Raw genomic sequence first — 19,574 nt, forward strand, 5'->3', positions numbered from 1 at the left:
TATCTATTTGTCCTGGATGGTCTTGAGTGCTGATTGAACGGCCCGTTTCGCCATCACGGTGACCAGATGAGCGCGATAGTCCGCTTCCGCATGCATGTCCGAGGTCAGGTCGTCGGCGTCGATCCGGATCGCCGCGACCGCCGACGGCTCGAACTGCTGCGCCAGCGCCCGCTCCATCGCCGGCACGCGGAACACGCCGGAGCCGGCACCGGTGACTGCGACCCGCGCGCCTTCGCTGATCTGCGCCACGAACACGCCGACCAGCGCATAACGCGACGCCGGCGATTTGAACTTGGCGTAACCGGCGCGCAACGGCGTTGGGAAGCGGATTGCGGTGATGATCTCGTTCGGCGTCAGGGCCGTCTCGAACAAGCCCTGAAAGAAATGGTCCGCCGCGATCTCGCGTTCGCTGGTGATGATGGTGGCGCCGAGCCCGAGTACGCCGGCCGGATAGTCCGCGGCCGGATCGTTGTTGGCGGCCGAGCCGCCGATGGTGCCGCGGTTGCGCACCGCCGGATCGCCGATGCCGGCCGCAAGCTCGGCCAGCGCCGGGATGCGCGCGCGCACCAGGGCCGATGCGGCGACCTCCGCATGCTTGGTCATGGCGCCGATGGTGATGGTCGCGCCGTCGTTGCTGATGCCTTTCATGTGCGGCAGCTTCGACAGGTCGATCAGCGCCGGCGGCGTCGCCAGCCGCTGCTTGATGGTCGGGATCAGGGTCATGCCGCCGGCGACCAGCTTGCTGTCGGCGAGGGTGTCCAGCAGCGAGACGGCGTCCGGAATCTGCTCCGGCTGATGATAAGCGAAAGGTCTCATCTGTCTGTCTCCCTATTCGGCTGCGATCGGAACCGAGGCGTTCTGGATCAACCGCCAGATCCGGTTCGATGTCGCCGGCATGTCGACGTGGGTGACGCCGAGATGCGCCAGCGCGTCGACTACCGCGTTGATCACGGCGGCGGGCGAGCCGATGGTGCCGACCTCGCCGCAGCCCTTCACGCCCATCGGGGTGTGGGTGCACAGCGTGGCGTGGGTGCTGATGCTCATGGTCGGCATGTGATCGGCGCGCGGCAGGCAGTAGTCCATCAGCGATCCCGACAGCAGTTGCCCCGATGTCTCGTCATAGACCGCGTTTTCATACAACGCCTGGCCGACGCCCTGCACGATGCCGCCGTGCAATTGTCCCTCCACGATCATCGGATTGATCACAGTGCCGACGTCGTCGACCGCGGTGTAGCCGACCAGGGTGACCGTTCCGGTTTCCGGATCGACCTCGACCTCGGCGATGTGGCAGCCGCCGGGATAGGTGAAGTTGATCGGATCGTAATAGGCCTGTTCTTCCAGCCCCGGCTCCAGCACTTCCAGTGGATAGTTGTGCGGCACATAGGCCGCGACCGCGATCTCCTCGATGGTCTTGTTGCGGTCGGTGCCGGCGACCGAGAACTTTCCGGCCTCGAACTGGATGTCCTGCTCGCCTGCCTCGAGCAGATGGGCGGCGATCTTCTTGCCCTTCAGGATCACCTTGTCGGCGGCCTTCGACAGCGCCGCGCCGCCGACCACCAGGGAGCGCGAGCCATAGGTGCCCATGCCGAACTGCACCCGATCGGTGTCGCCGAACACGATGTCGACATTCTCGAACGGCACGCCGAGCTTCTCGCAGACGATCTGCGCGAACGTCGTCTCATGGCCCTGGCCGTGGCTGTGGGTGCCGATCAGCACGGTCACCTGGCCGGCCGGATGCACGCGCACGGTGGCGCTTTCGTAAAGTCCGCCGCGGGCGCCGAGCCGGCCGGCGAAGCGCGATGGCGCGAGGCCACAGGCCTCGACATAGGTGGAGAAACCGAGGCCGCGGAATTTGCCCTTGCGTGCGGAGGCCGCCTTGCGTTCGCCGAAATTCTCGACGTCGCCGGCGATCAGTGCGCCGTCGAGACAGCCGACGGGATCGCCGGAGTCATATTCCACCAGCACCGGCGTTTGATACGGATAGGCCTCCTTCGGAATCATGTTGCGGCGGCGGATCGCCACGCGGTCGATCCCCATCTCGGCCGCCGCGACATCGACCAGCCGCTCGACCACGAAGGTCGCTTCCGGCCGGCCGGCGCCGCGGTAGGCGTCGACCGGCACGGTGTTGGTGAACACCACCTTGACGTTGCAGTAGATCGCCGGCGTGGTGTAGACGCCGCCGAGCAGCGGCGCATAAAGGTTGGTCGGGATGTTCGGCCCGAAGGTCGAGAGATAGCCGCCGATGTTGGCGAGGGTGTTGACGCGCAGCGCCAGGAATTTTCCGGTCTCGTCCAGCGCCAGTTCCGCTTCGGTGACGTGGTCGCGGCCATGGCGATCCGACAGATAGCCCTCCGAGCGGCTCGCCACCCACTTGATCGGCCGCATCACGCGTTTCGCCGCCCAGGTGATGACGGCTTCCTCGCCATAGTGGAACTGCTTGACGCCGAAGCCGCCACCGACGTCCGGCGCCACCACGCGCACCTTGTGTTCGGGAATTTTCAGCACCAGCGCGCTCATCAGGAAACGCACCACATGCGGGAACTGGCTGGTGGTCCACAGCGTATAACGGCCGGTGCCGGGTTCGTATTCGGCGATCGCCGCGCGCGGCTCCATCGGATTGCCGATCAGGCGGTTGTTGACCAGGCTGAGCTTGGCCACATGCGCCGCCTTGCGGAAGGCGGTTTCAACCGCGGCCTTGTTGCCGAGCTCCCAGTCGCAGCAGATGTTGCTGGGCACGTCGTCGAACAGTTGCGGTGCGCCGGGTGCGACAGCATCGAGCACGCCGGTGACCGAGGGGAGGGGTTCGTAGTCGACCTCCAGCAGCTCGGCGGCGACACTGGCCTGCTCGGGCGTTTCCGCGATCACGAACGCCACCATGTCGCCGACGAACCGCACCTTGCCCTGCGCCAGCATGGGAAACGGCGGCTCCTTCATCGGTTGGCCGTCCTTGCCGGAAATTCCCCAGCCGCATGGCAGGGATCCCAGGCCGTCGGTCGCGACATCCTCGCCGGTCAGCACCGCGACCACGCCGGGCGCGGCGAGTGCCGCCGTCTTGTCGATCCCGCGCAGCACCGCGTGCCCATGCGGTGAACGCACGAACACGCCCGCGGTCATGCCGGGGCGTTTGATGTCGGAGACATAGTTGCCGCGGCCGGTGAGAAACCGCTGGTCTTCCTTGCGCTTTGGCGAGGCGCCGATCCCGATGACGTTGGACATGGTCATTTCCCCCGGTTGTTATGTTTCAGCTGCCACGTGCATCGCGGCGGCGCCGGCGATCACCGCATTGACGATGTTCTGGTAACCGGTGCAGCGGCAGATGTTGCCTTCGAGACCGTGACGAACCTCCGTCTCGCTCAGGCTCGGCTTGCCGGCGGCGAGCGCGACCGCCGTCATCAGCATGCCCGGCGTGCAGAAGCCGCACTGCAGGCCGTGATGTTCGCGAAACGCCTCCTGCATCGGATGCAGCAGGTTCGATCCCTTCGGTCCCTGCAGGCCTTCGACGGTCAGCAGCGAGATGCCATCGAGCATCGGCGCCAGCAGGGTGCAGCTCTTCACCGACGCGCCGTCGACATGAACCACGCAGGCGCCGCACTGGCTGGTGTCGCAGCCGATATGGGTGCCGGTGAGACCGAGATGCTCGCGCAGCAGCTCGGTCGCCAGCATGAACGGTTCGACATCGACGGTGGTCGGCTTGCCGTTGAGAGTGAAGGAAATCTGCACGATGGAACCTCCTTAAGGAAACTCAGGAACGGGCCAGGGAGCGGACGCGGTCGACCGCCCAGGTGGCGAGCACGAGATCGCCGACATCGAGCGGATCGCGGAAAAAAGTGCGCTCCGGCACATAGGCGATGAAGTCATCGCCGGGCACCGCATCGAGCATCACCTTGACGAAGGAGCCCTGGTATTCGATCGCCAGCACCCGGCTCGGCAGCCCCGCGGCATGCCCCGGCGGCACGCCCTTGTCGGGCCGGATCAGCTCCACGTCGTCGCGGCGCACCGCGATATCGATGCGATCACCGATGCTCGGCGGACGGTTCTGCATCGGAACTTCGATGCTGCCCTGAGCTGATTGCGACAGTGTGAAGGTGGCGCCGTTGACCTTCTCCACCTTGCCGCTCAGCACGTTCTGGCCGCCGAGGAATTCGGCGACATAACGATCGTGTGGGCTGGCGTAGACGTCGCGGGCGGGGCCCGCCTGCTTGATCTTGCCGCGTTCCATCACCACGACGACATCGGCCAGCGCGATCGCTTCGAGCTGGGTGTGGGTGACATGGATGAAAGTGATGCCGAGTTCGCGCTGCATCCGCCGCAATTCGCCGCGCATCTGCACCCGCAGCTGTTCGTCCAGCGCCGACAGCGGCTCATCGAGCAGCAGCACGCGCGGTTCGGTGATGGCGGCGCGCGCCAGCGCCACGCGCTGTTGCTGGCCGCCGGACAGATGCGCCGGCAGCCGGTCGGCAAACTCAGTGAGGCGCACCTTTTCCATCATGGCGTCGGCGGCACGGTTGCGCGCGACCTTCGACAGCCCGCGCACCCGCAGCGGAAACGCGATGTTGTCGCGCACGCTGAGATGGGGAAACAGCGCGTAGGACTGGAACATCATGGCGGTGCGCCGCTGCACCGGCGCCATCCCGACCACGTTCTGGCCGCCGATCACGATTTCGCCGGCGCTGGGATCTTCATGGCCCGCGATCATGCGCAGGATGGTGGTCTTGCCGCAGCCGGACGGACCGAGGAAGCAGCAATAGGCGCCGTCCGGAATCCTGAGATTGACGCCGTCGACCACATGGGTGACGCCGTCGTAGCTCTTGCAGACGCCGGCCAGTTCGATATCGCCGCGACCGTCAGTCATTGCAAACCCCTAATCCGCGATGAATTCAGGCCGAGGGAAATCTTCCCGTCATCTTGAGGTGCGAGCCTTGCGGTGCACTTGCACCGCTGGGCGAGCCTCGAAGGATGGACGGCCCGGGCGTTCGCCCTTCGAGGGCCGCGCTTACGCACGGCCACCTCAGGACGACGGTTAAGCTCACTACGATTCATGTCTTCACGCTCTAGTGCGACGCGACGCGGGCACCGCGCCGCTTCTGGATGAACACGATGGTGCCGAGGCTGGCACCAATGATGAGGAATGAAATGATGGTGGTCACGGTGCCCAGCGCATAGAGCGACGGGGAGGTGACGTTGAGGGTCATGCTCCAGATCTCGAGCGGCAGCGTGTTCAGCGAACCGGCGGTCTGCAGGCTGCGGGCGAACTCGTCATAGGACAGGGTGAAGCCGAACAGCGCCACGGCCACCAGGCCTGGCGCGAGCACCGGCACCACCACCAGCCAGATGGTCTGCCAGCGGCTGGCGCCGAGATCACGCGCCGCTTCTTCCCAGGCGTCGTCGAAACGCGACATCACGGCGAACATCACCAGCACGCCGAACGGCAATGTCCATGACAACTGCGCGCCAAGCGCGGAGGTGTACCAGCTCGCATCGATACCGAGCCACTGGAACAGCAGCCCGATGCCGAGACCCAGCACCAGGCCCGGTGCCACCAGGCTACCGATCATCATGTAGAACACCACCGCGTCGCCCCGGAAGCGGCGGCGAAAGCCGAGGCCGGCGAGAAACGACACCACCACGGTGATGATGGTGACGATCACGGCCAGCTTGATCGACCGGTCGAACGAACCCTTGACGTCGCCGGTGCGCACCTGGGTGAACAGGTCGACGAACCAGTGCAGCGAGTGCCCCTTCATCGGAAACACCAGGCCGCCGCGGACATCCTGGAACGACAGGATGTAGATGCAGATCATCGGTCCGTAGAGCGCGAGCACATACAGCGTGAACAGTGCGGCGAGGAGGTAGAAGGTCCAGGGACGTTTGCCGCGGCTCGGCGCGATGGCGTGGCGGGCGGCCGCATCGATCGTCTCGGAGGCTGACACGTCGACGCTCATCGGGTGATCTCCCTGCGGATGTCGACGGTGCGCAGGATCAACGAAATCAGTCCCAGCAGCACCAGCGTCAGCAGCACGGCGCTCGCCGCGGCCATCGGATATTGCAGCACACCGACGTCTTCATAGAATGCGCTGACCACCGAGGCCGAGCCGCCGCCGGACATCACCTTGACCACGAAGAAGTCGCCCATCACGATCGACACCACGAAGATGGTGCCGAGTGCGATGCCGCTTTTCGACATCGGCACGATGATCAGGCGCATCACGTCGAGCCGGCTGGCGCCGGCGTCGACCGCGGCCTCGACCAGCTTCTTGTCGATCCGGGCCATGGCGTTGAAGATCGGCACGATCATGAAGATGGTGAGCTGATGCACATAGGCGATCACCACGGCGAGGTCGGAGAACAGCAGCACTTCGAGCGGCTGGTGGATGATCCCGGTGGCGCGCAATGCTTCGTTGATCAGGCCTTCCTTGCCGAGCAACGGGATCCACGAAATCATGCGGATGATGTTCGAGGTCCAGAACGGCACGGTGCACACAAGAAACAGCCCGATGGCCAGCAGCGGGTTGCGGACATGGAACACCAGGAAATAGGCGACGAAAAAGCCGATCAGCAGGGTGAAGAACCAGGTCAGCACCGTGAACTTGATGGTCGACAGATACAGGCTCAACGTCAGCGTCGAACTCAGCACCTCGGTATAGTTCGACAGCGTGAAGTCCGGGGTCAGGCCGCCGAAACCGTCGGTGCCGAAAAAGCTCGCCGCCAGCACCACCAGGATCGGCGCCACGAAAAACGGCAGCAGCACCAGCACCAGCGGCAGCACATAGAGCCAGCCGGCGGTGCCGGGTTTGCCCGGCATCTTGTGTAAAGCGATGTGACTGCTCGCCATCGTTTGCGACGACCTTTACGCTAGACTAATCCGTCGTCCTGAGGTGGCCCTGCGAAGCAGGGCCCTCGAAGGGCGTCGGCCGATTCCTTAGAGAACTTTGGCCGCTCATCCTTCGAGGCTCGCCCAGCGGTGCAAGTGCACCGCAAGGGCTCGCACCTCAGGATGACGGAGAGACGATAGAGCTGGACGCAACGAAGCAGGAATCACGCCACCTTGAAGTCGTTCCAGCGCTTGTTCATGTAGGCGGCTTCGTCCATCAGCGTGTTCCAGCAGGAGATGTTCTTGACGCGCTCGAGGAACGAGCCGCCGTCACGCTTGGTGCCGGCCTTCTCCATCGGTACGCCGTAGGGATCGTTGACCACCTGCGGGGCGGGTTTGCCGTCGTACCAGAAGTCCCATTCCGCTGATGTGAGGAACTTCTTCGCTGTCGAGGGCACCGGACTGTAGTAGCCGTAGCGGCCGACGAACGCGCCTTGCCATCCCGACAGATACCAGTTGAGATATTCATAGGCCGCGTCGAGCTTCTTGCCGCTGAGGTGCTTCATCAGGCCCATGCCGTTGCACCAGCCGCGATAGCCCTCTTTGCCGTTCTTGACGTTGACCGGCGCATAGACGCAGGGGATTTCCTTGACGCGGACCGCCGCCACCGCCGGCGACCACATCGACTGGATGACGACTTCGCCCGCCGCCATCAGCTGCACGGATTGATCGAAGGTGGTCCAGGTGGCGCGGAACTGGCCGGCCTTCTTCAATTCGATCAGCTTGTTGCAGGTGAAGTCGATCTCTTCCTTGGTCATGTTGCCCTTGTTGGCGTACTTGATCAGGCCGGCGCTCTCGAAGCACAAAGCGGCGTCCATGATCCCGATCGCGGGCACGTCGAGGATCGCGGCCTTGCCCTTGAACTTCGGGTCGATCAGGTCCTTCCACTCGGTCACTTCGTGGCCGACCAGATCCGGGCGATAGCCGATGGAATCCGCGTTGTAGACCTGGGGCAGGAAGGTCGCCCATTCGGTGACGCCGTCATGCAGATCGGTCGCGTCGGGCTTGGCGATATACATCGCCTCATAGGGCGAGATGCCCTGGCGCGGGATCTTGTGGCCGTCGATCTCACCCTTGGTGAAGATCGGCAGGATGTTGTCGAACTCCTTGATCTTCTTGACCTGGATGCCCTGGATGACACCGCGCTTGGCGGCGAGTTTGGCCTGCCATCCCTCGAGATCGGCGATGTCGACGGTGTTGGGCTGGCTGATGAAACGGTTGATCGCGGCAGAGGTGTCGAGGTTCTGCATCGTCACCTTGAAGCCGAGGTCCTTGGCGGCCTGGTCGCCGATCGCCTTCACCACGGAGTAGGACACGCCGGCGTGCCGCAGCTCGATGTCCTTGATTTCCTGGGCCCAGATCGTCGGGAAGCCGCCGACGAGGTCGGATCCCGCGGCGGCGCCGGCCAGCGCCGCGCCCGCCTTCAGCAGCGAACGACGGCTGAGCTTGCCGGACTTCTCTGCTGCCTTGCCGCCGGTTGTGGTGGGTTTCGGCTTTCGTCCATCATGGTCAGACATCGCAATCCTCATCCGTTCCAGTGAAGGTCCGCAATGATCGGGGTGATCAGCTGCCGGTGTGTTCGATTTCGTGGATGAGGCTAGCGACCGCATTTTTCGAAGTAAAATTGGAAGAAAAAATTCTCGCCATAAGCCGGACTAATGATCTGCATGCATGCTCCGTATTTCGGCAGCGATGCTCAATTCGCAAACAAGGCCCGGATGATCCCGGCGAAACAGGCTGCGAGATCATGCGCCGCGCCGGCCGCGTTAGGAGCAATTTCACCAATTCGCGCTAGCACGGAGCCATGCGGTGCCATCCGGCGGTCCGCTCTCGCGACCCCAGAACAGGTGCCCGATGCTCGGCAATTTGCGGATTTCCTCCAAGCTCATGATCATGGTTGCGCTGTCGGTGCTCGGTATTGGCGCGGTGGCGGGCGTCGGACTGTCGGCGCTCAAGGACAACCTGCTGGAGGACCGCAAGGCCAAGCTGCAGGAGCTCGTGCTGCTGGCGCGCCAGGCGCTTGATTCTGACCGCGAGGCGGCGAAAAAGGCCGGGCTGTCCGATGCCGATGTGATGGCGCGCAGCAAGGCGCTGATCCGCACACTGCGTTTCGACAAGGACAACTATTTCTACGCCCTCGACATGACGGGGACGGTGGTGGCAAACCCCAACGAGAAGGTCGAAGGCCGCAACCTGTTCAACACCCCGGATTCCAACGGTGTCTACTTCACGCGTCAGCAGGTTGAACTGGTGAGCAAGGGCCCAGGCGCCGGCTTCGTGGCGTTTCGCTTCCCGCGCCTCGGAACCGATCAACCCGCTCCGAAGCTCGCCTACGCGGTCGCGTACAAGCCCTATGACTGGGCCGTCGGCGGCGGAATTTATCTGGACGACGTCGACGCCATTTTCTGGTCGCACGTCAGGTCGATCGCATTTCTTGTCGGCATCGCGCTGCTGCTGGTTGTCGGCATGTCGCTGCTGCTGGGACGCAGCATCGTCAAGCCGATCACCGGCATGACGGCGGCGATGCGCAGCCTCGCAAGCGGCGACACCGCGACCGAGATCCCGGCGCGCGAGCGCGGCGACGAGGTCGGCGCCATGGCGCAGTCGGTGCAGATCTTCAAGGACAACATGATCGAGGCCGAGCGGCTGCGCGGCGAGCAGGACGCGCTGAAGCGCAAGGCCGAGGCCGAGAAGAAGGGCTTCCTGACCCGGCTCGCCGACGAATTCGAAACCGGCGTGCGCACTTCGCTGGATACGCTGGGGCAATCGGCCACCGGCATGCGCACCATGTCGCAGAGCATGTCGGCGACCGCGGAAGAGGCCAGCCGGCAGGCCACCACCGTGGCCGCAGCCGCAAGCCAGGCCACCTCCAATGTGCAGACGGTTGCGGTCGCCACCGAAGAGTTGTCGTCGTCGGTGTCCGAGATCGGCCGCCAGGTAACGCAGTCGACCCAGATCGCGGCCAAGGCAGTGGAGGAGGCGAACCGCACCAATGTCACGGTGCAGGGGCTTTCGGCAGCGGCGCAGAAAATTGGCGACGTGGTGAAGCTGATCAGCGCGATCGCCAGTCAGACCAATCTTCTGGCCCTCAATGCCACCATCGAAGCGGCACGCGCCGGCGAGGCCGGCCGTGGCTTCGCGGTGGTGGCCAGCGAGGTCAAGTCGCTTGCCAACCAGACGGCGCAGGCGACCGAGGAAATCTCCGCCCAGGTCGCCGCCATGCAGGGCGCCACCGGTGAGGCAGTGCAGGCCATCGCCAATATCGGCGGCACCATCGCCGCGATCAACGAGATCGCCACCACCATCGCCTCCGCCGTCGAGCAGCAGGGCGCGGCCACGCTGGAGATCGCGCGCAATGTACAACAGGCGGCGCAAGGCACCGGCCAGGTCTCGCACAACATCGTCGGCGTCAATCACGCCGCGGGCCAGACCGGCACCGCCGCGAGCCAGGTGCTGCTCTCGGCCGAAGAGCTCTCGCAGCAGTCGGCGACGCTGCGTGCCGACGTCGATCATTTCCTGGCGAACATTCGCGCGGCGTGAACGTTGCTTATTGTCGGGCATCGCTGATGACCGACAGCGCCCATCACCACACTCAGCGTCATCACCGGGCTTGACCCGGTGATCCAGCTTAAGCGCCAAATTTCCATGGAAATTTCGAAGAAAGCTGGATTGCCGGGTCAAGCCCGGCAATGACGCAGTGGGGATGATTGGCCCATCGCCAAACTGCCACTTGCGTAAAACTTGCATCCGGACTGACGTCGGTCGATAAGCCGCCGCACCAGTCATCGTGATCAAGCGAAATCGAACTCCCAAATGACCAGCACCAACCCCGATCTCCAATCCGTCGTCACAGACATCGCCAACGAAATGGCGCAGCGCTCGGATCGGGGTGAGGTCGCCAGCTACATTCCCGAACTCGCCGGCGTCGACGCCAATCAGTTCGGCCTCGTGGTGATCGATGCAGACGGCAACATCGCGGCGGGCGGCGACAGCGAGGCGCCGTTTTCGATCCAGAGCATCTCGAAAGTGTTCACCCTGACGCTGGCGCTGGGCATGATCGGCGACCGGCTGTGGCGGCGGGTGGGGCGCGAACCTTCGGGCAATCCGTTCAACTCCATCGTGCAGCTGGAGCGCGAGCGCGGCGTGCCGCGCAATCCCTTCATCAATGCGGGTGCGATCGCGGTCACCGACGTCATCGTATCGGGGCATCAGCCGCGGGAGTCGCTGGGAGAAATCCTGCGCTTCATGCGTTTTCTGGCGCAGGACTCCTCGATCGTGATCGATCACGCGGTCGCGGCCTCGGAAAAGCGCACCGGCTATCGCAACACCGCGCTCGCCAACTACATGAAATCCTTCGGCGTGCTCGAAAACCCGGTGGATTTCACCCTCGGCGTCTACTTCCATCATTGCGCCATCGCGATGTCATGCCGGCAACTCGCCATGGCCGGACGTTATCTCGCCCATTCCGGCACCAATCCCTCGACCGGTTTCTCGATTGTCCCGGCGGAGCGGGCGCGCCGGATCAATGCGCTGATGCTGACCTGCGGGCACTATGACGGCTCCGGCGAATTCGCCTATCGGGTCGGTCTGCCGGGCAAGAGCGGTGTGGGGGGCGGCATCCTGGCGATCGCGCCGGGCAAGGCGTCGATTGCGGTGTGGGCGCCGGGCCTCGATGCCAACGGCAATTCCCATCTCGGCCGGATCGCGCTGGAGGCGCTGACCCGGCGACTGGGCTGGTCGATCTTCGGGGTCTGAGTTTTAAGGGGCACAAATGAAAAGAGCCGAAACATGGTGTTTCGGCTCTTGTTTCGGCTCTTGGGTTGGGTCGCGCTGCAGCGGGCGGCAACACGGGGATGTCAGTCCTGCCGGCGACATCAGTGGTCCAGGCCCCGCTTGGTCTCTTCGATCGCGGCCTCGTGGTACCAGCCGGACACGTCGATCGGCATGCGCTGCGGACCGGCTTCGGTCGCGGGCTTGGCTGTCTGGGCGGCGACGCCTGCACGGCCTCCCAGCGGAAACTGATAGATCCTGGCGGTCTGGCCAGGTGATAGACTAACCATCAAATGCACTCCTTATCGGCCGCGCAAGAACGTGCGGGGCAATCATTATATAGGGAGTCGCCCCTCATTTGCGCCGCCTGCCTTATATGGCAGCAGTGTTTGCTTATAATATCAGCATATCGTGTGTGTGCGTGTAGGCTCAGCATGAGCGTCCTCGCCGGATCGGTTCCGACCTTCGAACACCTGGTCTACTGCCGACGCCCTGCGCAGTTCCGCCCTGACTGACTCGCTCTGGCTAAGAAGTATGCGATTTTGCTGCACTTGCGCGTGCTTACGAGAACGTCAGGAGCACTGCCCAATGGCCAGCGGGGGTGCGACATCTCGGCGCACTGCGGTGCAATGGCCTGTTCGACGCGGCGCGGTAGCCGGCGTCATCTTTGGCATAAGAAATGCTTAACAAAGGGCAGGCCGTTGGTGGCCAGTTTACGTATTGGACCGGGCCAGCCTTGGAAGTTCAGCCTTGGGAAGAATTTCTCACTCTACGCATCGTCAACTCAGCAAGAGATCGCAATGACAAAGTATAGACTCGAGTACATCTGGCTCGACGGATACACCCCGACGCCGAATCTGCGCGGCAAGACCCAGATCAAGTCGTTCGACGCCTTCCCGACCCTCGAGCAGCTCCCGCTGTGGGGCTTCGACGGCTCGTCGACCATGCAGGCCGAAGGCCACAGCTCCGACTGCGTTCTCAAGCCGGTTGCGGTCTATCCGGACGCCGCCCGCACCAACGGCGTGCTGGTGATGTGCGAAGTCATGATGCCCGATGGCGTCACGCCCCATGCCTCGAACAAGCGCGCCACCATCCTTGACGATGAAGGCGCCTGGTTCGGCTTCGAGCAGGAATACTTCTTCTACGAGGACGGTCGTCCGCTCGGCTTCCCGGAAGCCGGCTATCCGGCGCCGCAGGGCCCGTACTACACCGGCGTCGGCTACAAGAACGTCGGCGATGTCGCCCGCAAGATCGTCGAAGAGCATCTCGACCTCTGCCTCGCCGCCGGCATCAACCACGAAGGCATCAACGCCGAAGTGGCGAAGGGCCAGTGGGAATTCCAGATCTTCGGCAAGGGCTCCAAAAAGGCCGCCGACGAAATGTGGATGGCCCGCTACCTGATGCTGCGCCTCACCGAGCAGTACGGCATCGACATCGAATTCCACTGCAAGCCGCTCGGCGATACCGACTGGAACGGCTCGGGCATGCACGCCAACTTCTCGACCACCTATATGCGCGAGACCGGTGGCAAGGAGTACTTCGAAGCGTTGATGAAGGCGTTCGAACTCAACCGCGAAGATCACATCGCGGTCTACGGTCCGGACAATCACCTGCGCCTGACCGGCAAGCACGAGACGGCCTCGATCCACCAGTTCAGCTGGGGCATTGCTGACCGCGGCGCATCGATCCGCGTGCCGCACTCGTTCATCAACAACAGCTACAAGGGCTATCTGGAAGATCGCCGCCCGAACTCCCAGGGCGACCCATACCAGATCGCATCGCAGATCCTGAAGACGATCGCGTCCGTGCCGGCCGGCGCCAAGGCAGCCGCGGCCTAAGCCACAACATCAAGGCCGGGACGGATGCGTCCCGGCCTTGTCGTTTGAGATCTCGTTGGAAACGCTTGAGCCATGCTCTACCCCTTTTGGCTCGGGCCAGAGCCGGGGCGGAGGTTGGTCACTTCCCCTCGGCTTGTTTCTGAGAGCGTGTTATTCCGGCCTCATCGTTCGGGCAGCTCCTTCACAACAATTGTTCGCTTCTCGCCGCGCGCGCCATTGAAGCATCCCGTTGAGATGCGGCGCCGAGGTTGCCCTAGCAGTCCGCGACCGTCACGATGTAGGTGCCTTGAAGGCTCTCTCCCTTCCTGAGGCTGCGGGGCTGCAGGTTGGTTGGTCCCAGAGCCATGAAAGCAAAGTCGGGATTGCCACCATAGAACGACAGGAACAGCGCATTGGCCTGCGTCGCGTTCTGCTGGAATGTCACCGCCGCGCCTTTGCCCTGAAAGGACACCGACGCGGGTGTGTCGCCGGAGGCCGTCCCCGGGGGATAGACCTTGCCGCCCGCGAACAGATCCTGCGCGAGGCGCAGACCCAGGCCGCAATAGCCGATCTGCCCAGGCTCCATGCTCCATACGCTCTTGATGATCTCGACATTGCGTTCGGCGGTCAGCGTTGTCCGCCATGTCCAGACGAAGGCTCCCGGCACGGCTGTGACCGAGATGATCCGCGTCTCGCGGAAGGTGACGAGCGTGTCTCTCGCCCACACCACCTGCTGGATGAATCCGATTCCGTCGGCCGGAGGCAGCATTGCGGGTATACCGGATTGCTGCCGTCCGATCGGAATCTGGCGATTTGACGGCTCCGCGGACAGGCTCTCTTCCCAGAAATTCACATCGGACGCGCACAGCCCGAACTGCAGTCCGTGGTGGTGCGGATGGTCAGGCGGGGGAGGTGCGACGACGTCCTTGCCGCTGGGAGTGAAGAGCCCCCGGAAGAACGACTTGAAGGGATCCTGATAGTGATAGACACCGCATAGCCTGCCATGGCTGTCGCGGATCTCCAGGGGGGTGTCGAGGTTCGCGTTCATGACATCCTCTCGCGATGGCGTGTGTCGGGTGCGTGGCGGCCAGCAGATGGGCCGGCCGCCTGCTCGATTGCGTGGTCCCTACAGCAACGCGGTCGCCGCAATCAGGACGGCTGTCTGGTTGGCCAGTGTCTCAAGGGAGGGGTTATCGGGGCTGAGCATTGCGGCGTTCGCACTCACCCGCAGCATGTCTTGATAGGCCGTGCCGGCGAGAAAGGATCGCAAGGCGGAATTGGTCTTCCAGACATACAGATAGTTGCGCCAGAAAACGCCGGATCCGACCTGGTAATCGGACGTGTCGCCGTCAGGAACGATGATGGGTGGAGTCACCGAATAATTCGGCGGCGTGTAGCTGATCACCACGCCATTGCTGTCGACCAGATTCTGGCGAACGCCCGCGACGATCTGCTGTGCGCGCGCGAGCAGTGCCGGGCGCTGATTGGGAGCGGCGTTCTGCATGGCATCGCTGAGGCTGCCCAGCATCAGTCCCTGGTCGCCGGTCCAGGCCCATTTCTCTTGAAAACCCAGTGCCGGTGTCACGTTTGCGAAATGGCCGACCCGCTCACGGACCAGGCCCGCATTGGCGCTGAGTGTCCACCAGAGCGGCGTGCTTGTCTCATTCAGCCAGGTGGACAGGAATGACAACTCCGCTTCTGCCGCCATCCGTGCGACGGGATCGGTTCGGCCGAGCCGCTGCGCCGCCATCAGGTAGAGCGTGTTGGTCACGGTGTTCTGGATTCCGACCAGACTGCCGTTGCTCGGGTCACCGTTTTTGGGGCCCAGATATTTATCGGGCGTGCCGGTCCAATATGCGTTCCACACGCCACCATCGACGACCGGGCCGTAGTTCTGGAATGTCGTGGGATCGTGACGCTGCCAGACGAACGGGGCATTGTTTGTGAAACGGGGCCAGCACTCGTGGAGGACGTTCTGCAGTTGTTTCCTGGCTGACGCGCTGAAGAACGGCTTGTTCAGGGCGCGCTCAGTGGCGACGCTCCACCATCCGAAATCGTCGAACCACGCGCCGTCGTATCCCCCCTTGATATGCTTCAGGGATGCGTTGAGCTGCGTGACGACCATGTCGACGATGCCATTGGCATTGTTCGGATTGATGACGTCGAGAAAATCGATCATCGTGTCGAACGTGTTTCCCAGCTTCCAGAAAGAAACCGGGCTCAATTGCTCGTCGTTCGTGCTGTAGAGGTTCACGAGCGCCGTGAAGTTGCTGATTGCAGCGGCTTGATAGTCGACGTCGGAGGCGGGTTTATCGAGCATTTGTTTCACCTTTCTTCGCAAAAAGTCCCTCTCAAAAAAAACTCCGCGAAGCGCCGGTCACGGAAGGCCTGCAAGCGCGCGATCTCGGCCCGGAGCGCCGCTCCGGGAGAGATGCAGCCGATGCTGCTGGACGTTTGGTTCAGGCTTGGCTCATCAGAAAACGAAAACCGGTTTCGCGCTGTGCTAAAATGCACATTCAAGCGTGACGCGCGCAGCAGCATTGGTCGCAGCGCGGGCCTTGTGCCCTTGTCCTTGTGCGGCTGGCTGGTGTTAGATCGGCTCCTCGAAGACGTTGCAAAAACGATCGCGAAGGGTTGGAAATGCTGGCTGAATCGGAAGCCGTCGCAGCGGGGTCGGAGGCGGCGATGGCCGCGAACTGGCTTGCGCAATTCGAAACTGCGTTGTTGCAAGTTGACGGCGTCAGGCTCGCGGCACTGTTCCATCCCGAGAGCCATTGGCGCGATGTGCTGGCGTTCACCTGGACCCTGACAACCATCAGCGGGCATGATGCGATTGTGCCGGTACTCGCGTCCTGTGCCAGGGACGCGCGACCGACAGGCTTCATGATCGATCCCGCGCGGACTGCCCCTCGCACTGTGACCCGAGCCGGCACGCGCACCATCGAGGCGATCTTTAAATTCGAAACCACCGTGGGCCGCGGTTATGGCGTGCTGCGTCTGATCCGCGATGCAGACGATGGCGATGCTTTCAAAGCGTGGACGCTGCTGACCTCGCTGGAGGAATTGAAAGGCTTCGAGGAACAGCTCGGGCGCGCGCGCCCCGTGGGGCAATCCTATTCACGCGATTTCCGCGGGCCGAACTGGCGCGATCTGCGTGCTGCCACATCGGCTTATGACGATCGCGATCCGGCCGTGCTGGTGGTCGGCGGCGGGCAGGCGGGTCTTTCGATCGCAGCGCGTCTCAGCCAGTTGAAGGTCGACACCCTGATTGTCGATCGCGAACAGCGCATCGGTGACAACTGGCGCAACCGCTATCACGCATTGACCCTGCATAATCAAGTGCAGGTCAATCACCTGCCTTACATGCCGTTCCCACCGAACTGGCCGAGCTATATTCCGAAGGACAAGCTCGCCAACTGGTTCGAGGCCTATGTCGAGAGTTTGGAGCTCAACTTCTGGACCGGCACCGAATTCGAGGGCGGCAGCTACGATGCCGCCGCGCGGCGCTGGACCGTGACGCTGCGGCGCGCCGACGGCAGCGTGCGCGAGATGCGGCCGCGCCATGTGGTGCTGGCCACCGGTGTCAGCGGCATTCCCAACCTGCCGGAGATTCCGACGCTGGCGAATTTCACAGGTCCCGTGCTGCACTCCAGCCGGTATCGCGACGGCGAAGACTGGGCGGGCAAGCGCGCGATCGTTTTCGGCACCGGCAACAGCGGCCATGACATCGCCCAGGATCTTTATTCCAGCGGCGCCGAGGTGACGCTGGTGCAGCGCAGCCCCACGCTGATCGTCAATATCGAGCCAAGCGCGCAGCTGGCGTATGCGCTTTATGACGAGGGACCACCGACCGACGATTGCGATCTGATCGCGACCGCGATGCCGTTGCAATTGGCGCGAAAAAGCCATGCGCTGTTCACCGAACGGGGACGGCAACTCGACAAGCCGCTGCTCGACCGGCTGGAGGCGCTCGGGTTCAAGCTCGATTTCGGCGAGGACAACACCGGCTGGCAGTTCAAGTACTTGACCCGCGGCGGTGGTTATTATTTCAATGTCGGCTGCGCGGACCTGGTCGCGGACCAAAAAATAAAGCTGCTGCAGTTTTCCGAGATTGCCGAGTTCGTCACTGAGGGCGCGCGCCTGCGCAACGGAGAGACGCGCGCGGCCGATCTCGTCGTGCTGGCGACCGGCTACAAGGGCCAGGAGCACTTGGTGCGCAAGCTGTTCGGTGAGGAGGTGGCTGTTCGCGTCGGCCCGATCTGGGGTTTCGGCGACACCCAGGAACTGCGCAACATGTATGTGCGCACGGCGCAGCCCGGCCTCTGGTTCATCGCAGGCAGCCTGGCGCAATGCCGGATCAATTCGAAGTATCTGGGCTTGCAGATCAAGGCGGTGGAAGAGGGTTTGGTCTCGTAGCCCGGATGAGCGCGCAGCGCGACATCCGGGGGAGCGTTCGCGTGATCCCGGGTATCGCTTCGCTCACCCGGGTTACGGATCATTATCATTGTGCAGTGCAATTCATCCGAAAGCACAAGTCTGCTGCGTCACGCTGGCTTTCGACAAGCCGGCCGGAAGTGCCTATGCTGATCGCGCGATAAAATGCCGGTCGGTCAACGAACCGATCAAAAAGCAACAAACATCAACACGCATGGAGGAGACGAGATGAGCGATTTCACGACCGATCGACGACGTTTGCTCAAGGGCGGCGCAGGTGCGCTTGCCGCCGCGGCCACGATGTCCGCCGATCAGTTGCTCGGTTATGCGAAAGCGTGGGCGCAGACGGCGCCCTGGAAACCGGAAGCCGGCGCCAGCATCAACATGCTGCGATGGAAACGTTTTGTGGAGGCCGAGGACGTTGCCTTCATGAAGATCGTCGACGCCTTCCAGAAGGCGACCGGCGTCAAGATCAACGTCTCCAACGAATCCTATGACGATATCCAGCCCAAGGCGTCGGTGGCCGCGAACACCGGCCAAGGCCTCGACATGGTGTGGGGGCTCTATTCACTGCCATTTTTGTTTCCGGAAAAATGCGTCGATGTCACCGACGTTGCCGATTATCTCGGCAAGAAGTGCGGGGGATGGGCGCCATCAGGCGAGGCCTATGGCAAGATGGGCAACAAGTGGATCGGCATTCCGGTGGCGGCCACCGGCGGCCTTGTGAACTACCGCGTCGCGGCGACGGAGAAGGCGGGCTTCAAGGAGTTTCCGAAAGACCTCGGTGGCTTCCGCGAACTCTGCAAGGCGATGCAGAAGAACGGCACCCCGGCGGGCATGGCGCTGGGACACGCCTCCGGCGACGCCAACGGCTGGCTGCACTGGGCGCTGTGGGCCCACGGCGGCGCCACCATCGACAAGGACAACAAGGTCATTGTCAATTCACCGGAAACGGCCAAGGCGCTGGAGTACATCAAGTCGCTGTACGAGACCTTCATTCCCGGCACGTCGTCCTGGAATGATTCCTCCAACAACAAGGCGTTCCTGGCTGGCCAGCTGCATTTGACCACCAACGGCATTTCCATCTACGTGACCGCGAAGAAGGAAAATCCCGCCATTGCCGAAGACATGAATCACGCGCATCTGCCGGCGGGCCTCGACGGCAAGACCAGGGAGTTGCATCTCGGCTTCCCGATCCTGATCTTCAACTTCAGCAAGTATCCGCAGGCCTGCAAGGCCTTCACGGCCTTCCTGCTGGAGCCGGAGCAGTTCAACCCATGGATCGAGGCGGCGCAGGGCTATCTCTCGCACTTCCTGCTTGGTTACGACAAGAACCCGGTGTGGACGGCCGATCCGAAGACAACGCCGTATCGGAACGTGGCTCAACTCGCCAACACGCCGGCCGGCGCCGGCAAGATGAGCGAGAGCGCCGCGGCCGCGATCGCCGACTTTATCGTGGTCGACATGTTCGCCAACTACGCAACCGGCGCCGAAGATACCAAGACCGCGATGGCCTCGGCGGAGCGCAAGCTGAAGCGAATGTACCGGGTCTGACCTGAACGGCGAGACCGCGACCTAACGGCCTCCGTTCGGATAAAACCGGAACGGAGGCTCCCTTTTTATCCGGCCTTGTTTTCGAGTCGGTATGTTGGGCTGCTGTCAAGGTCCAACGAATCGACGCA

General features: G+C 63.1%; 15 protein-coding genes. 5 read left to right on the forward strand and 10 right to left on the reverse strand.

Annotated features, from left to right (window positions below; all coding sequences use genetic code 11):
- Positions 1–3: 3 nt before the first annotated feature.
- From RS897_RS22545 to RS897_RS22575, 7 genes are all read right to left on the reverse strand, one after another.
- The gene (locus RS897_RS22545) at positions 4–816 is read right to left on the reverse strand and encodes an FAD binding domain-containing protein (RefSeq protein WP_315830939.1); all 813 of its coding nucleotides are present in this window, start codon (positions 814–816) and stop codon (positions 4–6) included.
- A gap of 12 nt (positions 817–828) precedes the next feature.
- The gene (locus tag RS897_RS22550; RefSeq protein ID WP_315830940.1) at positions 829–3,216 is read right to left on the reverse strand and encodes a xanthine dehydrogenase family protein molybdopterin-binding subunit; all 2,388 of its coding nucleotides are present in this window, start codon (positions 3,214–3,216) and stop codon (positions 829–831) included.
- Positions 3,217–3,234: 18 nt separating this feature from the next.
- A complete protein-coding gene (locus RS897_RS22555) occupies positions 3,235–3,720 on the reverse strand; it encodes a (2Fe-2S)-binding protein (protein WP_315830941.1) in 486 nt (161 codons plus the stop codon).
- 22 nt (positions 3,721–3,742) lie between these two features.
- A complete protein-coding gene (locus tag RS897_RS22560; RefSeq protein ID WP_315830942.1) occupies positions 3,743–4,852 on the reverse strand; it encodes an ABC transporter ATP-binding protein in 1,110 nt (369 codons plus the stop codon).
- A gap of 199 nt (positions 4,853–5,051) precedes the next feature.
- A complete protein-coding gene (locus tag RS897_RS22565) occupies positions 5,052–5,942 on the reverse strand; it encodes an ABC transporter permease (protein ID WP_315830943.1) in 891 nt (296 codons plus the stop codon).
- Entirely contained in the window at positions 5,939–6,832 is an 894-nt protein-coding gene (locus tag RS897_RS22570; RefSeq protein WP_315830944.1) for an ABC transporter permease, read from the reverse strand. Before RS897_RS22570 ends, RS897_RS22565 begins: the two co-directional genes overlap by 4 nt.
- Before the next feature lie 203 nt (positions 6,833–7,035).
- Entirely contained in the window at positions 7,036–8,388 is a 1,353-nt protein-coding gene (locus tag RS897_RS22575) for an ABC transporter substrate-binding protein (protein ID WP_315830945.1), read from the reverse strand.
- A gap of 337 nt (positions 8,389–8,725) precedes the next feature.
- On the opposite strand from RS897_RS22575, the gene RS897_RS22580 reads away from it, so the two are divergent.
- Complete coding sequence (locus RS897_RS22580; RefSeq protein ID WP_315830946.1) at positions 8,726–10,411, forward strand: methyl-accepting chemotaxis protein; 1,686 nt, start codon at positions 8,726–8,728, stop codon at positions 10,409–10,411.
- 273 nt (positions 10,412–10,684) lie between these two features.
- Positions 10,685–11,626, forward strand: a complete 942-nt coding sequence (locus tag RS897_RS22585; RefSeq protein WP_315830947.1) for a glutaminase — start codon at positions 10,685–10,687, stop codon at positions 11,624–11,626.
- Positions 11,627–11,745: 119 nt separating this feature from the next.
- Here RS897_RS22585 and RS897_RS22590 read toward each other — a convergent pair whose 3' ends face one another.
- Positions 11,746–11,931, reverse strand: coding sequence for a DUF2735 domain-containing protein (locus RS897_RS22590; protein WP_315830948.1), 186 nt, complete (start codon positions 11,929–11,931; stop codon positions 11,746–11,748).
- A 510-nt stretch (positions 11,932–12,441) separates the two neighbouring features.
- Here RS897_RS22590 and RS897_RS22595 point away from each other — a divergent pair.
- Positions 12,442–13,479, forward strand: coding sequence for a glutamine synthetase beta-grasp domain-containing protein (locus RS897_RS22595; RefSeq protein WP_315830949.1), 1,038 nt, complete (start codon positions 12,442–12,444; stop codon positions 13,477–13,479).
- Positions 13,480–13,732: 253 nt separating this feature from the next.
- Here the strand turns inward: RS897_RS22595 and RS897_RS22600 are convergent, their stop codons facing one another.
- Positions 13,733–14,506 (reverse strand): DUF6807 family protein, encoded by a 774-nt coding sequence (locus tag RS897_RS22600; RefSeq protein ID WP_315830950.1) that lies wholly within the window; start codon positions 14,504–14,506, stop codon positions 13,733–13,735.
- Positions 14,507–14,584: 78 nt separating this feature from the next.
- A complete protein-coding gene (locus RS897_RS22605; RefSeq protein WP_315830951.1) occupies positions 14,585–15,778 on the reverse strand; it encodes a hypothetical protein in 1,194 nt (397 codons plus the stop codon).
- Positions 15,779–16,098: 320 nt separating this feature from the next.
- Between RS897_RS22605 and RS897_RS22610 the strand changes: the two genes are divergently transcribed.
- Both RS897_RS22610 and RS897_RS22615 read left to right on the forward strand, forming a co-directional pair.
- The gene (locus tag RS897_RS22610) at positions 16,099–17,874 is read left to right on the forward strand and encodes a flavin-containing monooxygenase (protein WP_315830952.1); all 1,776 of its coding nucleotides are present in this window, start codon (positions 16,099–16,101) and stop codon (positions 17,872–17,874) included.
- Between the two features lie 246 nt (positions 17,875–18,120).
- Positions 18,121–19,446: an ABC transporter substrate-binding protein gene (locus tag RS897_RS22615; protein ID WP_315830953.1), complete on the forward strand. Its 1,326-nt coding sequence runs from the start codon at positions 18,121–18,123 to the stop codon at positions 19,444–19,446.
- Positions 19,447–19,574 lie beyond the last annotated feature (128 nt).

The organism is Bradyrhizobium prioriisuperbiae, from assembly GCF_032397745.1.
In the GTDB taxonomy this organism is placed as follows: Bacteria; Pseudomonadota; Alphaproteobacteria; order Rhizobiales; family Xanthobacteraceae; genus Bradyrhizobium_A; species Bradyrhizobium_A prioriisuperbiae.

What these genes read in the sequence shown, in the direction of transcription:
- RS897_RS22605 (WP_315830951.1), bottom strand. Translation starts at nt 15,778, where the DNA reads ATGCTCGATAAACCCGCCTCCGACGTCGACTATCAAGCCGCTGCAATC.
- RS897_RS22600 (WP_315830950.1), bottom strand. Translation starts at nt 14,506, where the DNA reads ATGAACGCGAACCTCGACACCCCCCTGGAGATCCGCGACAGCCATGGC.
- RS897_RS22575 (WP_315830945.1), bottom strand. Translation starts at nt 8,388, where the DNA reads ATGTCTGACCATGATGGACGAAAGCCGAAACCCACCACAACCGGCGGC.
- RS897_RS22610 (WP_315830952.1), top strand. Translation starts at nt 16,099, where the DNA reads ATGCTGGCTGAATCGGAAGCCGTCGCAGCGGGGTCGGAGGCGGCGATG.
- RS897_RS22580 (WP_315830946.1), top strand. Translation starts at nt 8,726, where the DNA reads ATGCTCGGCAATTTGCGGATTTCCTCCAAGCTCATGATCATGGTTGCG.
- RS897_RS22595 (WP_315830949.1), top strand. Translation starts at nt 12,442, where the DNA reads ATGACAAAGTATAGACTCGAGTACATCTGGCTCGACGGATACACCCCG.
- RS897_RS22560 (WP_315830942.1), bottom strand. Translation starts at nt 4,852, where the DNA reads ATGACTGACGGTCGCGGCGATATCGAACTGGCCGGCGTCTGCAAGAGC.
- RS897_RS22545 (WP_315830939.1), bottom strand. Translation starts at nt 816, where the DNA reads ATGAGACCTTTCGCTTATCATCAGCCGGAGCAGATTCCGGACGCCGTC.
- RS897_RS22585 (WP_315830947.1), top strand. Translation starts at nt 10,685, where the DNA reads ATGACCAGCACCAACCCCGATCTCCAATCCGTCGTCACAGACATCGCC.
- RS897_RS22570 (WP_315830944.1), bottom strand. Translation starts at nt 6,832, where the DNA reads ATGGCGAGCAGTCACATCGCTTTACACAAGATGCCGGGCAAACCCGGC.
- RS897_RS22565 (WP_315830943.1), bottom strand. Translation starts at nt 5,942, where the DNA reads ATGAGCGTCGACGTGTCAGCCTCCGAGACGATCGATGCGGCCGCCCGC.
- RS897_RS22550 (WP_315830940.1), bottom strand. Translation starts at nt 3,216, where the DNA reads ATGTCCAACGTCATCGGGATCGGCGCCTCGCCAAAGCGCAAGGAAGAC.
- RS897_RS22590 (WP_315830948.1), bottom strand. Translation starts at nt 11,931, where the DNA reads ATGGTTAGTCTATCACCTGGCCAGACCGCCAGGATCTATCAGTTTCCG.
- RS897_RS22615 (WP_315830953.1), top strand. Translation starts at nt 18,121, where the DNA reads ATGAGCGATTTCACGACCGATCGACGACGTTTGCTCAAGGGCGGCGCA.